At 45.2% G+C, this 14,959-nt stretch carries 18 protein-coding genes; 15 read left to right on the top strand and 3 right to left on the bottom strand.

The genetic code is table 11. From position 1 onward, the window contains the following. A partial coding sequence (locus GC093_RS09800; protein ID WP_171651669.1) for a small, acid-soluble spore protein, alpha/beta type occupies positions 1-99 on the bottom strand: 99 nt, incomplete at its 3' end. Between the two features lie 180 nt (positions 100-279). On the opposite strand from GC093_RS09800, the gene GC093_RS09795 reads away from it, so the two are divergent. The 4 genes from GC093_RS09795 (at position 280) to coaD (ending at position 2,782) form a co-directional block, all read left to right on the top strand. Continuing rightward, entirely contained in the window at positions 280-663 is a 384-nt protein-coding gene (locus GC093_RS09795) for a YhjD family protein (RefSeq protein ID WP_171651668.1), read from the top strand. Positions 664-671: 8 nt separating this feature from the next. Next, the gene (locus GC093_RS09790) at positions 672-1,019 is read left to right on the top strand and encodes a YolD-like family protein (RefSeq protein WP_171651667.1); all 348 of its coding nucleotides are present in this window, start codon (positions 672-674) and stop codon (positions 1,017-1,019) included. Between the two features lie 665 nt (positions 1,020-1,684). Next, the gene (gene rsmD, locus GC093_RS09785; protein ID WP_171651666.1) at positions 1,685-2,245 is read left to right on the top strand and encodes a 16S rRNA (guanine(966)-N(2))-methyltransferase RsmD; all 561 of its coding nucleotides are present in this window, start codon (positions 1,685-1,687) and stop codon (positions 2,243-2,245) included. Positions 2,246-2,278: 33 nt separating this feature from the next. Further along, positions 2,279-2,782, top strand: coding sequence for a pantetheine-phosphate adenylyltransferase (gene coaD / locus GC093_RS09780; RefSeq protein ID WP_171651665.1), 504 nt, complete (start codon positions 2,279-2,281; stop codon positions 2,780-2,782). A 4-nt stretch (positions 2,783-2,786) separates the two neighbouring features. Here coaD and GC093_RS09775 read toward each other — a convergent pair whose 3' ends face one another. After that, positions 2,787-4,094, bottom strand: coding sequence for a nucleoside recognition domain-containing protein (locus GC093_RS09775; RefSeq protein ID WP_171651664.1), 1,308 nt, complete (start codon positions 4,092-4,094; stop codon positions 2,787-2,789). A 133-nt stretch (positions 4,095-4,227) separates the two neighbouring features. On the opposite strand from GC093_RS09775, the gene GC093_RS09770 reads away from it, so the two are divergent. Next, a complete protein-coding gene (locus GC093_RS09770) occupies positions 4,228-5,334 on the top strand; it encodes a SepM family pheromone-processing serine protease (protein ID WP_171651663.1) in 1,107 nt (368 codons plus the stop codon). A gap of 83 nt (positions 5,335-5,417) precedes the next feature. On the opposite strand, the gene GC093_RS09765 is transcribed toward GC093_RS09770, so the two are convergent. Beyond that, positions 5,418-6,656 (bottom strand): nucleotidyltransferase, encoded by a 1,239-nt coding sequence (locus GC093_RS09765; protein ID WP_171651662.1) that lies wholly within the window; start codon positions 6,654-6,656, stop codon positions 5,418-5,420. Positions 6,657-6,784: 128 nt separating this feature from the next. Between GC093_RS09765 and GC093_RS09760 the strand changes: the two genes are divergently transcribed. From GC093_RS09760 to rnc, 10 genes are all read left to right on the top strand, one after another. After that, complete coding sequence (locus GC093_RS09760) at positions 6,785-7,330, top strand: YceD family protein (protein ID WP_171651661.1); 546 nt, start codon at positions 6,785-6,787, stop codon at positions 7,328-7,330. A 42-nt stretch (positions 7,331-7,372) separates the two neighbouring features. Continuing rightward, positions 7,373-7,546: a 50S ribosomal protein L32 gene (rpmF, locus tag GC093_RS09755; protein WP_171651660.1), complete on the top strand. Its 174-nt coding sequence runs from the start codon at positions 7,373-7,375 to the stop codon at positions 7,544-7,546. A gap of 201 nt (positions 7,547-7,747) precedes the next feature. Beyond that, positions 7,748-8,368, top strand: coding sequence for a transcription factor FapR (gene fapR / locus GC093_RS09750; protein ID WP_246313957.1), 621 nt, complete (start codon positions 7,748-7,750; stop codon positions 8,366-8,368). Further along, positions 8,352-9,356 carry a phosphate acyltransferase PlsX gene (gene plsX, locus GC093_RS09745; protein ID WP_171651659.1) on the top strand — a complete coding sequence of 335 codons (1,005 nt, stop codon included), beginning with the start codon at positions 8,352-8,354 and terminating at the stop codon, positions 9,354-9,356. The genes fapR and plsX overlap by 17 nt, the downstream gene beginning before the upstream one ends. A 3-nt stretch (positions 9,357-9,359) precedes the next feature. Continuing rightward, a complete protein-coding gene (locus GC093_RS09740) occupies positions 9,360-10,346 on the top strand; it encodes a beta-ketoacyl-ACP synthase III (RefSeq protein WP_281365214.1) in 987 nt (328 codons plus the stop codon). A 34-nt stretch (positions 10,347-10,380) separates the two neighbouring features. After that, on the top strand, positions 10,381-11,319 hold the full coding sequence (gene fabD / locus GC093_RS09735) for an ACP S-malonyltransferase (RefSeq protein WP_171651658.1): 939 nt from the start codon (positions 10,381-10,383) through the stop codon (positions 11,317-11,319). Positions 11,320-11,639: 320 nt separating this feature from the next. Next, positions 11,640-12,380, top strand: coding sequence for a 3-oxoacyl-[acyl-carrier-protein] reductase (fabG, locus tag GC093_RS09730; protein WP_171651657.1), 741 nt, complete (start codon positions 11,640-11,642; stop codon positions 12,378-12,380). Positions 12,381-12,504: 124 nt separating this feature from the next. Beyond that, positions 12,505-12,738, top strand: coding sequence for an acyl carrier protein (locus GC093_RS09725; protein ID WP_171651656.1), 234 nt, complete (start codon positions 12,505-12,507; stop codon positions 12,736-12,738). A 126-nt stretch (positions 12,739-12,864) separates the two neighbouring features. Beyond that, positions 12,865-14,103 (top strand): beta-ketoacyl-ACP synthase II, encoded by a 1,239-nt coding sequence (gene fabF, locus GC093_RS09720; protein ID WP_171651655.1) that lies wholly within the window; start codon positions 12,865-12,867, stop codon positions 14,101-14,103. Between the two features lie 69 nt (positions 14,104-14,172). Beyond that, on the top strand, positions 14,173-14,871 hold the full coding sequence (gene rnc, locus GC093_RS09715) for a ribonuclease III (RefSeq protein ID WP_171651654.1): 699 nt from the start codon (positions 14,173-14,175) through the stop codon (positions 14,869-14,871). Positions 14,872-14,959 lie beyond the last annotated feature (88 nt).

Raw genomic sequence — 14,959 nt, 5'->3', positions numbered from 1 at the left:
TGGAGATAATTGAATACCTAACTCTTGGGCCACTTCATACTTCAGTTGATTGATAGCTGCCTGTGCTTGTTGTACGACTAAAGAATTATTGTTTGCCATTTGGTAATCACTCCTTTTCATTGGTGCAATAGTAGTATTCGATGAAATAACTGGGTTATACATGGGAAATTAGGGTAATCGCGTTCAACTGTTTGAAAAAAATCCCTCTTGAAATACGAATGAATGTTCGCTATTCTGGATAATATACAAACACATGTTCTTATTTTGGAGGCGGTGTTCGTGACACAATCGAAAAAAGCACCATTACTTACACCTGGCGAACTTCAATTAGTCAAGATGGGGATTATCTTACCTGTCATGCTTGATGTGCTTCAACGTGATATTAATCAGATGAATCAAGTTAAGCTGAAGCTAAATATTCTTTATGTCATGAGTCTTGGAAAGGCACAGGATAGTGCCCACTCTGAGTTAATGGAATTGAAGGCAGAGCTGCGCAAGCGAGGTATTAAGATTATTGAAGAAGTTCGCGCAGCGGAAGGAATACAGGCCAGGTTCAAATGCCGCGGCTACGATCATAATCTTTTGCTCCAGTGGGAGAAGGTAAGGACGGAACTTTTAGAAAAGGGTAGTCAATACTGGGGGATCACATTAAATGGAGGGTGACGTCAGAAATGGGAAAAAAGCTTGAAGGAAACGGAAGGTGGGAAAGCAGCCGAATGATGCTGCCCGAACACAAGGACAGGATTAATCAACATTATGAGCAGAAGAACAAACAGACCAAGCCTGAGTTGACGGAGGAGGAACAGCAGGAATTGTATGGCCGCCTTAGATCCTCAATGTTACATACACTCCAAGCTAGGATAACAGTATTTAAGGAATACGGTAATCGGCAGATCAATGGCGTTGTAGATTGGATAAACCCACGGACACATCTCATTAAAGTGGATATTGGGGCAGACTGGGAGTTGATTGATTTCAAGGATGTGTTGAAGGTTGAATTAGATACTCCAGGATATTGAAAAGTCGAACCCCACGATGGTGTTGCGTGTCTTTCAAGAATGGGAACAAGAACTCCCACGATGGAGGTCCTTGGACTAATAAGGATCCGCACGCTTAAGATGAAGATGTAAATCTACTTTTAAATACCCTGACCATCCGGGCTAGTATGGGGTTGATCACTGAAACTGGATTCACGTACGGATAAGTGCACATTCAATAGATCGGCGATCAAACGAGTGTATGTTCATGAAAGTACAAAGTCCTTGAGCAAGCTCTAGGGCTTTTGCTTGTGTTAAAATTAGTACATATTATTAGGAAGTAATCTGATACTATCTAAATATTTCTGTGATCAATCCGTGATCAAGTAATGAAAATATTATTAAAATAGTAAGGATACAAATTCGAAAAACAAGTATAAAGCCTTGATAACAAAGGGTTTTAAAGGAAGTGTGAAATAAATAAATTCGGGCACTCTTTCGAGTGCCCTTCATGGGAGAGGAGAAACCGGACGAAGAACTTATGGGGAACGTAAGTCTTCTCCGCGGTTGTCTACGACATTTTCGGATGTCGATACAATAAGGATGAACATATTTGTGGGAAAATATACATGAATATGACAAAGTTTTGTGCAAAACTTTCCGTTTATGGTAGGATAGTAATACTATCCAGTAGAAGGTGGAAAAGCATGAGAGTCATTTCAGGTAGTGCTAAGGGGAGGCCGTTGAAGGCTGTACCTGGTACAGGGACGCGTCCGACAACCGATAAGGTTAAGGAGGCGATTTTTAGCATGATCGGCCCTTATTTTGATGGGGGACAAGTACTTGACTTGTTCGCCGGAACGGGCGGATTAAGTATAGAAGCGCTCAGTCGAGGGATGGAGCGTGCTGTGTTAACGGATATCGACAAGAAAAGCATCGACATCATTCGGCATAATTTGGAGGCGTCAGGGTTTAAGGAGCAGGCGGAAATTTACCGTAACGATGCAGTGAGAGCGATTAAAGCCTTAATTAAAAGAGAAGTGAAATTTGATCTTGTATTTTTGGATCCGCCTTATCGATTGAAAGTGGTTCAAGATTTAGTCGAGCAGCTGGATAAGGCAAATATGCTGAACGAAGGTGCGACCATTGTAATGGAGCATGACACCGAGGATGTATACCAAGAGCCTATCGGCCGGCTGCACTGGGTGCGGAGAGCCGAATATGGGGAAACAGCGGTCACAATTTACAAATACAAAGCACAAGATTAGTGGGTAAAGTTAAGAGGAGAGTTGGAATAGTACATGTCACAAGAACATTTCGGAATGAAAATAGCCGTGTATCCTGGGAGCTTTGATCCTGTAACTAATGGACATTTGGATATTATTCGCAGATCGGCGAAAGTTTTCGACAAATTAATTGTCGCGGTTTTGAACAATACTAGCAAAAACCCTCTTTTTACTGTAGAGGAACGGACAGAGCTTCTTCAGAAAGTAACCAGTGATTTGCCTAATGTAGAGATCGATAGCTTTCGCGACCTATTAATCAATTATATGAAAGATAAAAATGCGCACCTCATTGTGCGCGGCTTGCGGGCAGTATCTGATTTTGAATATGAATTGCAAATGGCCTCAACGAATCAAAAGCTGGATGAGAACATTGAGACCTTTTTTATGACATCGACTCCTATGTATTCGTATTTAAGCTCCAGTATAGTTAAAGAAGTGGCCCGGTTCCATGGACCTGTTGGCGATTTAGTGCCTGTAGAGGTGGAAAAAGCGCTTCACCGTAAATATGCTCGCACCTAGCTAACTAGCGTTTGTTATTGTGTGGGGTTAGATCATTATGACGAAATGCAAATGCCGTAAATACAGATAAGAACAGCATTAAGATCACGATGCAGCAGAACCATAGCATCATCGGGCTAAGTAGTGACCACAAACTAAGTTCGTTGATGTTTACTCCCACAGAGGCTTCATTTGTAACTGACCTAAAAACCGGTGAAGTTGATTGTTCGATCCAATTAACTAGGGGCTGCCAGAATGCGCACGTACAAACAAAGGCAACGATAGCATGAAGCAGCCGCGTGCGTAAAAATGCTGAGTAACGGATATCTGTGCCTAATGTAAAGCTTTTAACTTGAGCATGGGAGGATAATCCACCCCAAGCAAAAAGCGCGCTTAAAACAGCGTAATGCCAAGAATCAGAAAATAGCAAGCTTTGACCAATCGTATAAGCTCCTAAATGCGCTTCGAATAAGCCAGGCATGACAGTGGATAGCAACTGTTCCAACTTAGAAGCAGAATCGAGTCCTAGGTTAGAGAGCATCATAGTTGTAAACGGGATTATTTGGCTTATGGAAACAGCGTGAGTGAGTACGGAAAATATCATAATTATTCCCCCTACAGCCATAAGGTGCTGAACGGAGAGAACAACGGAATCGCCAAGCAGCTTGCCAAAGGTCCGTCCGTCCGCAGCTTGCGCTTTCTGAAGGGCTGCGACGCTTTTGTTTAGCAGTCCTCCTTTTCTAGGTTGGGATCGCGCTTCTGCACGACGATTAGCTACAACCTCAGGCTCAGCGATGGTGCGAACATATGAAAACCTTTGAAATATGGCGATCAAAATAACGGAACCATAATGAAGAATAGCTAATACAAGTCCAGCCTTTGCATTCTGCAGGAAACCGACTCCGACAACCGTAATAAGAAAAACAGGGCTGAGCACATGACTCAAGGTCAGCAATCGTTCAGCTTCACTTCTCGTAACGAGCTTGTCGCGTCGGAGTCCGCCTACAGCAATGACTCCACTTGGTGTACCAGCGGTCAAGCCTATGGCAATAGCCCAACCGCCAATTCCGGGAAGCTTGAACAGCAAACGCAAGAGCGGTTCCAGAAGTGCCCCTAGTCCATGTAAGATACCCATGCCACGAAGAATTTCAGTAATAATTAGAAATGGAAGCAGAGCGGGGAATACCAGCTTCCACCAGATGGTCAGCCCCTGTAGCGATGATTGGAACGCTTGATCGGGGAATACTATGATACATATGACTAGCAGTAAAGCTAGGCACCCTAACACCAGGGTGGTTAAGCGCCCAGAGGATATCATTCTCAAGCGAACCATGAGGACCAACTCCGTATGACAGGATGGTACATGTTTACGCTTTGTCCGAATAGTTTAGACCAAGCCAAAGGAATCAACCATGCGGGCAATACTAGCACTGATAACTTGCACAAGCGGTTGAGGGGGAATTTATGTGGGAGAAGCAAGAGAATTGAAACGTGCTTCAAGGATTATTGTATCCGTATTTATTGCAATTGCATTGGTATATGGCGTCTATTTTATGCCCCTGCCGCTGTTTATTTTTTCAGCGGGTACCGCAGAAACGATTCAACCGATGGTGCAAGTGAAACCTAATGGATCAGAGAAGCGGGGAGCCTTCATGCTCACAACGGTTCGAGTTAGTGATGCTTCAGTGTTCGGATATTTAATGTCTTTCGTTCGTCCGTACGATGAGCTTCGCAGAAAAACAGAGCTGCTGCGAGATAATGAATCGGAGCAGGAATATACACAACGTCAAGAAGTCAGTATGCTGACATCGCAGTACACTGCCATTCAAGCTGCATATCATATGTTGGACATACCTTATCATATTAGTAATGACGGTGTTGTTATCATGCAAATTTACAAGGATTTCCCGGCATCGGGGATATTGGAGGCAGGCGATTACATTGTAAAAGTGGATGATAATCCGATTCAGTTAAGTGAGGATATACAGAAGCAGCTAAAAGGTAAAAAGCCTGGAGACACAGTAACTATTGCCTACAAAAGGAAAAATGTTACCCGAACGGCTCAGATCAAGCTAGCGCTGCTCCCTCTTGAGAAAGGGGCTGCTCCTGTGAAAGATGAGGATCGACGTGTAGGATTAGGCGTTGTTCCTGCTAATGTTCAAAGTGTCAAGGCGAATAATGGGGACAAGCAGGTTACAATCAAAGCTGGGGAAATCGGCGGGCCATCAGCGGGTCTGATGTTCTCTCTGGAAATATTTAATCGTCTAAGTACCGATGATATTACAAAAGGCTATAAAATTGCAGGTACTGGAACCATTGATGATAAAGGGACTGTAGGGGTTATCGGTGGTATTCAGCATAAAATAATTGCTGCGGATAAGGCAGGTGCGGAAATATTTTTTGCACCGAAGGATTATATAACCCCGAAAGGGGAAAAAATTCCTAATTATTCCGATGCGGTAAAGCGGGCAAAGGATATTAATACGTCTATGAAAATAGTGCCAGTCGGCAATATGGATGATGCGCTGCAGTATTTGAAATCTTTGCCCGAGAAGTCTACAAAAGCGAGTTGAAGGATTGAAACACATCTATGACCAAACGAAGGCAATGACAAATTGAAGTTTTCATAGATGTGTTTTATATTTCACAGTTATTTCTATGGCTCTATTCGAACCGGAGGTTCATAGTAATCCCGGAAAAAATCTTGGTTAGAAGCGGATGCATATCCCAGTGCGTATATGGAGGTGGCTTGAATATCCAACTCTAATAGGGGCGAAGGATTAGATAATGCAGATACTTTAGTAACTATTGGAACACGGGCTGTTGTTTTCATTCTTTTTAGCAGCTCTTGTCCTTTATTGCTAAACCCGAGTATACGCAAGTAGGGAACCCCTTGTCCAAGAACGCTCGGAGATAGCTGCTCTTTCGAGTGATTTAGGAGGATACGCAGAAGCATCCGCTGGAGCTTGGTACGTGTATAACGTTTTGTTTTAAGCAGTGTTATCAGTTTCTCTACAAGGTCGGTTGGGCCAGATAATTGAGGCAGTGCCTGTTTGATGCGGTACTCAAGCCCCTCTGTAACCTCGTGAAACATGGAAAGCTGGGCAGGGCTGTGATGCAGCAGCTGAAGCAGCAGAGGCTTGGCATAGTGCTCCCAGCTCATAGGAGCGCGTCCTGCTTCCCATTCGTGCCTGAGGACGTTCATGGTGCCCTCAGGCACGAATGATGCGATCTCCGCTAATGCTTTCTTCTCAAACAGCATATGTCGCAGAGCGGTAGCGCTGGCAATGGCAGCGTCCGTAATATCTTGTTGATTATACTCTGCCTTCTGACGGATAATAGTTAGTGGCTCTATTCGGCTCTGTAGCCTACGCAGCGCGATCAAATAATGCAGGCCAAGCGTATTATTAGGCTTGGCGAGCTCTGTCGCGTCAATCCCAGGTAGGTAAGAGGCAACTGCTCTTCCGTATGCCGCTGGGTAAGATAGTCCTGCTTTAAGCTCATGCTGGAGCAGAGTATGGAAGGCGGTCGATTCTTCATGCATAGCCGCGGCAATGGTATGCAGAGAGCGTATGTCACCGCTTTCGCTGCCGAAGCATAGGCTGTCAACTACTCCAGTCGCATCAAGCGCGGAAACGGCTCCGTATGCAAACCATTCAGCCGGCTGAGTGGAGTACGCAATAGGCAGCTCAATTACGAGATCAACGCCCATGCGCAGCGCCATTTCGGTCCGAGCCCATTTGCCAACCATTGCCGGTTCGCCTCGCTGTAGGAAATGACCGCTCATTACGGCAATTACGGCATCAGCGCCTGAGCTTTTTTTGGACTGTTGGAAATGATAATAGTGACCGTTATGTAAAGGGTTGTATTCAACAATCAAGCCGACGGTTTTCATAATATGCTCCTTCCATTGTCTATGGGTAAGTTAGAATTGAATAATTTTCACTATAGCATGATCTGAAAATCTTGACAAAATGTAAGGATTATCGCTATAATAATCTTTGTTTGTTTGGGGTGATACTCATGTTCATTCGTTTAAGAGAGTTGGCACAAAAAGCTGACACGGTACATATTGATGAAGTTGTCGATTTGACCGATGTTTTTATGCAACGCAACGATTTACTGGGCTTTGGTCCGCTGCATGTTAAGCTGCATGCGCAATATCAAGGTGAAGTGGCTGAAGTAACTGGAGAATTGAGCATCGAAGTGGAGCAGCCTTGTTCCCGATGTTTGGTTCCGGTAAAGCAAAAGCACGAGATTCCTTTTCATGAAACGTTTGCCCGAGCTGCAGATGAGTCGAAACCGGATGACGATGATGAATTTGAATATCATGAAGATGATTATCATGAAAATGAAGAAATTCATTACGTCAAGGATGAGAAGATAGAATTGCTTCCCTATGTGTTAGAAAATGTTGTGCTGGCTTTACCGTTAGTACCGCTGTGCGGTGAAGATTGCCAAGGATTATGTCCGGTGTGTGGAACGAACCGTAATGAACATGCTTGCGGCTGCAAGCAGGATACTACGGATCCAAGGCTCGCCGGATTAGCGGACTTTTTTAAGGAATAAGCTTTATGGTGTTGTGAATTCGTTGAAGGAGGTGGGATATATATGGCAGTACCTCAAAGAAGAACATCCAAGACACGTCGCGACAAGCGCCGTACTCACTTTAAATTGGTAGTACCAGGCATGGTGAAGTGTGATAGTTGTGGTGAATTGAAATTGGCTCACCGCGTATGCAAAGTGTGTGGATCGTACAAGAAAAGAGAGATCATCAAGCAATAATTTCTCTCAAACCAAAACGATAGTACTTCATCCTAGGGTGAGGTACTATTTTTTTTATCGCTTTTCAGGCATGATTTTGCTTCCCTTTTCTATAGCAATCCATTATACTATCTCTTATTACTTGGTCATAAGATATAGTGATATCTCATATATGGTATGAAACTAAGATACAGATTATTTTAACAGCTAGGATAATAAAGAATGATGATAAAGGTGGTGTTTGCTATCGAACGCCTTCCTAAACGTCAGCGTCAGCAGCAGCTGGCCGGTGCCATCGACGAGAATCCTTTTATAACGGATGATGAATTGATGCGAACGTTTCAGGTCAGTATTCAAACGATTCGACTAGATAGAATGGAGCTTGGGATACCGGAGCTGCGTGAACGGATCAAGCTGATGGCCGAGCAGTCTTACGATCAGGTTCGTTCTTTACCTTTGCATGAGGTGATAGGCGATGTTATTGATCTGCAGCTGGATAAGACGGGGATCTCCATGTTTGAAATTAAGGATGAGCATGTTTTTTCCAGAACCAAGATCGCGCGCGGACATCATGTTTTTTCTCAGGCCAATTCATTGGCTGTCGCTTTAATTAATGATCCGATTGCTTTGACAGCGGCAGCGGATATCCGTTTTGTTCGGCCTGTTAAACTTGGTGAGAAATGTATTGCCAAAGCCTATGTACGCTCGATTACAAAAGGTAAAGCCAAGGTGGAAGTCTTCACCTACGTAGGTGAAGAAGTTGTGTTTCAAGGGAATTTCATTATTTATCACTCAGCGAAGGAACGTACGGAGGGAGGAGAGCCTGATGCGGATAGTGATTGATGCAATGGGCGGGGACAATGCTCCCGATGTAGTAGTAACTGGTGCGTTGGAGGCAGCCAAGGAATGGGGTGACATAACTCTCATTCTGGTTGGAGATGCTGCCAAGATTGAGCCGCTCATCAGCCAAGCCGGTGGGAAGCCGCAAAATGTGGAAGTAGTTCACGCGGCTGAAATCATTGAAGCAGACGATGAACCGGTAAAAGCTGTCAGACGAAAGAAAGATGCCTCCATGGTCGTGGCAGGACGCATGGTACATAATCGTGAAGCAGATGCAATGATTTCAGCAGGAAATACGGGTGCCTTAATGACTACGGGCTTACTCGTGGTTGGCCGAATAAAGGGGATTGACCGCCCTGCACTTGCTCCTATGATTCCTTCGATTGATGGAAAAGGGATGCTGGCCCTAGATTTGGGCGCTAATATGGACGCGACTGCGGAACAGCTGCTTCAATATGCTATAATGGGCAGCATTTATAGGAATAAGGTTCACGGTATAGCAAAGCCTAGAGTCGGTTTGTTGAATGTCGGTACGGAAGCGATGAAGGGAAATGAATTGACCAAAGCGGCTTATCCACTTTTAGAGCAAGCCCCCATTCATTTCATAGGCAATGTGGAATCACGCGATGTACTTAGAGGACCCTGTGATGTACTTGTATGCGATGGATTCGCTGGAAATATTATGCTAAAGTCTGTAGAGGGAGCGGCATCCGTTATCTTTTCTACACTAAAAACAGAGTTTCTACGGAACTTTGCTACGAAGCTCGCTGCGCTTGTGCTGAAGCCTGGTATAACTCGGTTTCGACGCAGCTTCGATTATACAGAGCATGGTGCAGCACCGCTTCTAGGTATTAACGGTTTGCTGTTGAAAAGCCATGGCTCATCCAATGCCACTGCTATCAAAAATGCTGTCCGTCAAGCGAGGATTGCATTGCAGAACGATCTGGTAACAAGCATCTCAACGGAAATTAGTAATGGAAGCGAGTTGTAATCTATGAGCTTACTGCCAGTAGGCATTATTGGAACAGGAAAATATGTACCCGATCGGGTATTGACGAATAAAGAATTGGAACAAATGGTTGAAACAAATGACGAGTGGATCGTATCTCGTACAGGGATTCGCGAACGCAGACTTTCAAGTCCGGAGCAGGCTTCCTCCGACTTGGCATACGAAGCGTCATTAAAGGCATTGCAAGCGGCTGGAATTACTGCGGAGCAGTTGGATTTAATTATCGTCGCTACCATTACACCGGATATGTCCTTTCCTTCAACAGCATGTTTGCTGCAGGACCGGCTTGGTGCGAAGAAAGCGGCTGCCTTTGATCTGTCAGCGGCGTGCTCTGGATTTATTTATGGATTAGCTAATGCCTCCAATTTTATTGCCATGGGTCAATACAAATATGCTTTGGTGGTTGGTGCTGAATGCCTATCCAAAATTACGGACTATACGGATCGTAATACGTGCATATTGTTTGGTGACGGAGCCGGTGCAGTGGTGCTGGGCGAGGTTGCTGAAGGACGTGGCTTTAAGTCGTTCGAGCTTGGAGCAGACGGCTCTGGCGGAGAGCTGCTGAAGGTAACAGGTGGAGGCTCTCGTTGTCCGGTTTCTCCACAGAGCATAGAAAATAAACAGCATTTTATTTATATGGCTGGCAGCGAAGTGTTTAAATTTGCTGTTCGCATCATGGGAAATGCTGCGGAGGAAGCACTGCGCAAAGCTGGAATGGGCAAGAGCGACATCGATTTGCTGGTTCCACACCAAGCTAATATCCGGATTATCCAATCAGCGTTAAACCGACTTGATCTAAGCGAAGACAAATGCATGATTAACTTGCATAAGTACGGCAATGTTTCAGCTGCATCTATTCCTATTGCTTTAGCAGAAGCTGTGGAAGAAGGAAGAGTCAACGAGGGAGATTGCTTAGTTCTTGTCGGTTTTGGCGGTGGCCTGACTTGGGGAGCTTCTGTAATTGTTTGGTAATTAACATATAGCATTAGTAAAGGGAGCTGTTGAAATGGGAAAAGTAGCATTCGTATTCCCGGGCCAAGGAGCGCAGGCTGTTGGAATGGGACGCGACATTTACGAGGCCGACGCTGCCGCTAAACAAGTATTCGAGCGTGCTGATGAAGCTCTGGGTTATTCGCTTTCCTCGATCATATTCGATGGACCTGAAGCTGAATTGAAGATAACTTATCATACCCAGCCTGCCTTATTGACAACCAGTATGGCTTACTTAGAGCTTTTTAAGGCTAAAGGCCTTCAGCCTGATTTTGTCGCTGGCCACAGTTTGGGCGAATACAGTGCACTTGTTGCTGCTGGTGTGCTCAGTTTTGAGGATGCAGTCCGTACGGTTCGCGCACGAGGCGAATTTATGGACCAGGCAGTACCAAGCGGATTAGGCGCTATGGCTGCTGTGCTTGGGGCAGAGCGAGATGCACTGCAGCAGTTATGTAAAGTGATTACTGAGGAAGTCGGCGTAGTAGAGCTGGCTAACTTGAATTGTCCGGGACAGATTGTCGTTTCGGGAAGTAAGGAGGGCGTTCAGGCTCTTGTGGAAAGAGGCAAGGAGATCGGTGCTAAGCGGGTCATTCCGCTTGAAGTGAGTGGGCCTTTCCATTCTTCGCTAATGAAACCGGCTTCTGACCGCTTATCCGCTGTTTTGTCCGAATTGCCGATGCAATCCGCAGTTGTACCCGTCGTTGCGAATGTGACAGCGCGTCCTGTTCTGGAGCCACACGAAATTCGTGAGCTGCTAGTTGATCAGGTTCACTCCTCCGTCCTTTGGGAGGATAGCGTGGCATGGTTGATCGAACAGGGTGTGGATACTTTCGTCGAGATCGGTTCGGGGACTGTACTGGCAGGTTTGATCAAGAAAATTGATCGTTCAGTAAAAATATACTCGATCAACAGCAAAGAAGCTGTCGAACAATTTCAACTAGAGCCTTCAGTTTAAGCCCGCTTATGGAATTTTTTTCAATTTAATGAACTTGTAGATCTAATGCTGAGCAAGTAAGAAATCGGATCAGCCTCTACACTGCAAATTGGTGCGAGACGAGAGTTGTTTGGGTGAAAACTCAAAGTAAAGCGTGTCCGACAGGACGAAAGCGTTCCAACAAGCAGGAGATCAAACGTAAAGCGTGTCCCGTTAGGGACGAAAGCGCTCCTTCACATAACAACTCTCGGGCGTTCAGCGGGTGTCCAGAGGGCGGCAGCCCTTTGGGGCCCTCCCGGCGGGGAGGGTTTGGGAGGGGGTTATATAAAGGAGGAAGCAACATGCTAGCTGGAAAGGCAGCTTTGGTAACAGGAGCTTCCCGAGGCATTGGCCGTGCAATTGCGCTGTCTCTTGCTGAAGCGGGGGCTGATGTGGCGGTGAACTACGCTGGAAGTGAGGCGGCAGCCGCTGAGGTTGTTAGTCTGATTGAAGCGATGGGTCGCAAAGCTATTAAGATAAAAGCGGATGTCAGCTCCTCTCAGGAAGTTGAGGATATGTTTAAGGTTGTACTGGAAACCTTCGGCAAGCTGGACATACTAGTGAATAACGCAGGCATCACTAGGGATAATTTAATTATGCGTATGAAGGAAGATGAATTCGATCAGGTTATCGCTACGAATTTGAAAGGCGTATTTAACTGTGTTAAAGCAGCTACCCGCCCGATGATGAAACAGCGCTCTGGTCGGATCATTAATATATCTTCTGTGGTTGGGACTCTTGGCAATCCAGGACAAATCAATTACGTGGCGGCAAAGGCCGGTGTAATTGGTATGACCAAAGCGGCTGCCAAGGAACTAAGCTCCCGAGGCATTACCGTCAATGCAGTAGCTCCAGGCTTTATCGAGACCGATATGACTGACAAGCTGTCGGAGGATATGCGTGCTCAGCTTTTGCAGCAAATCCCTCTAGCACGGTTAGGGCAGCCTGAGGATATCGCAAAAGCCGTACGTTTCCTGGCTTCGGAGGATGCTTCTTACATGACCGGTCAAACCATCCATATTGATGGCGGCATGTATATGTAAGCGGAATTTGAAATGTCGCGCAACACTGAATTATTGCAATATTTGTTTTTTTTAATGGAGCTTGCGCTTGCTATGGCAATTTGTCCATAACTCCAGTATAATACCAAAGGAGGAGGTGAACCGGATGTCCGATGTTTTGGATCGTGTAAAACGTATCGTCATCGATCGTCTTGGTGTTGACGAGGCTGAAGTAACCCTCGAAGCATCTTTTAAGGATGATTTAGGCGCTGATTCTCTAGATGTAGTAGAATTAGTCATGGAACTAGAAGATGAGTTTGATTTGGAAATCTCTGACGAAGATGCAGAGACTATAACTACTGTAGGTCAAGTAGTTGAGTACATAAAATCTCATATTTAGTTAGTATAAGTCCCGTTTCTTATTTGACACGGGACTTATCTCCATTCAGCCTAATCGTTGGCTAATAGTGCCAAATTATTATTGATTAATACATAACATTGTTATTTTAAATAGAGGTGGGTTACGGTGAAGCAAAGAGTTGTCATAACTGGTATGGGCGTCATGACTTCATTGGGTCATGATTTGGAAACATTTTGGAGTAATTTGATGGCAGGCAAATCCGGTGTTGGGATGATTGAATTATTTGATGTAACAGAATATCCTACACGAATTGCTGCAGAAATTAAAGATTTTGACCATGAACCATTTTTTGATCGTAAAGAAGCTAGACGTATGGACCGTTTTGTACAGTTTGCTGTTGCTGCCAGCTTAATGGCTCTCAAAGATGCTGGATTGAACGTTAAGGAAGACACAGATCCAGAACGAGTTGGCGTTAGCGTTGGTTCCGGAATTGGTGGTTTATCCACATGGGAAGAGCAGCATAAAATTTTATTGGAAAAAGGACCTAAGCGTGTAAGTCCGTTCTTTATTCCGATGATGATTGCAAATATGGCGTCCGGTCAAATTTCAATGCTGACAGGTGCTAAGGGTCCAAACAGCACAGCGGTAACAGCTTGTGCAACAGGAACGCATTCCATCGGTGATTCCTTTAAGATGATCATGCGTGGCGATGCGGATGTCATGATTTGCGGCGGTGCTGAAGCAACAATTAGTCCAACAGGCGTTGCAGGCTTCTGTGCGCTGCGTGCAATGTCAACTCGCAATGATGAGCCAGCCAGAGCAAGTCGACCTTTTGATACAGATCGAGATGGTTTTGTAATGGGTGAAGGATCAGGCGTATTGATCTTGGAATCATTGGAGCATGCGACCAAACGTGGTGCCCGCATTTATGGAGAAGTTATCGGCTACGGAATGAGCGGTGATGCTTACCATATGACAGATCCAGATCCGGACGGAGCAGCTCGTTGCATGAAGAAAGCGATTAATGACGCCGGAATTGCGCCTGAAGAGCTTGATTATATCAACGCTCATGGGACTTCAACTCCTGCAGGAGACCGTTCTGAAACGATTGCTATTAAAGCCGCACTAGGTGATCATGCCTATAAAGTCGCTGTCAGCTCGACTAAATCGATGACAGGGCACTTACTGGGTGCTGCCGGAGGCGTTGAGGCATTAATTTGTGCCTTGGCTTTGAAGAATGGTGTCATTCCTCCGACAATTAATCTAGAAAATCAGGATCCAGAATGTGATTTGGACTATGTGCCTAACAAGCCTAGAGAAGCAGACTTGAAAGTTGTAATGTCTAATTCATTTGGCTTTGGGGGCCATAACGCAACGATTATCTTAAAAAAATTCGAAGAATAATAAATCACCGAGTGATTGAAACTAAGGAACTGAAATCCTGAAACGGTTGTTCGAGTAGGTGGTGAAGGCATGCATCGAAACCTGAAGCAGCTTCAGGCAGCGTTAAACATAAATTTTCGCAAACCGGAGCTATTGAGGCAAGCGTTTACTCACTCCTCCTATGTAAATGAGCACCGCGTCAGCAATTACAAGGATAATGAACGCTTGGAATTTTTAGGTGATGCGGTTCTGGAGCTGACCGTATCTGAATACTTGTTCGATAAATACCCGGAAAGATCCGAAGGTGAATTAACAAAGCTCAGAGCCTCAATTGTATGTGAACCGTCATTGGTTAACTTTGCAGAGGAACTGGATTTCGGGTCCTACGTGTTGTTAGGCAAGGGTGAAGAACTGACAGGCGGTAGAACGCGTCCCGCCCTGCTTGCTGACGTATTCGAATCATTCATTGGAGCTTTGTATTTGGATCAAGGGCTTGAGGTGGTAAAGGCGTTTCTCCACAAGTATTTGATTCCCAATTTACCGCATCAAGGAAAGCTGTTGACGGTGGATTTCAAAACTCACCTACAGGAATATACACAGCAGCATAATATGGGTGTATTGGAATACAAGATTGTTGATGAGCGTGGCCCTGCCCATGAGCGTGAGTTTGTGGCTCAGGTACACGTAAATGATACTCTTTTGGGACAAGGCTCCGGTCGTTCCAAGAAAGAAGCGGAGCAGCATGCGGCGGCTCGAGCATTAGAGGCTCTAAGGGTAGAGATTCAATAATGCGGGGAGAAATGAGATGCATCGGGACAGCTTAGAGGCTGCCGCCGGTGCATTTTCTTTTAGTAGTAGTCATTTTTCCAGCACGTGT

It is taken from the genome of Paenibacillus foliorum (assembly GCF_013141765.1).
Lineage (GTDB): Bacteria > Bacillota > Bacilli > Paenibacillales > NBRC-103111 > Paenibacillus_S > Paenibacillus_S foliorum.
Note: the sequence above shows the minus strand (reverse complement) of the source record. Positions and strands in the feature narration are given on the sequence as shown.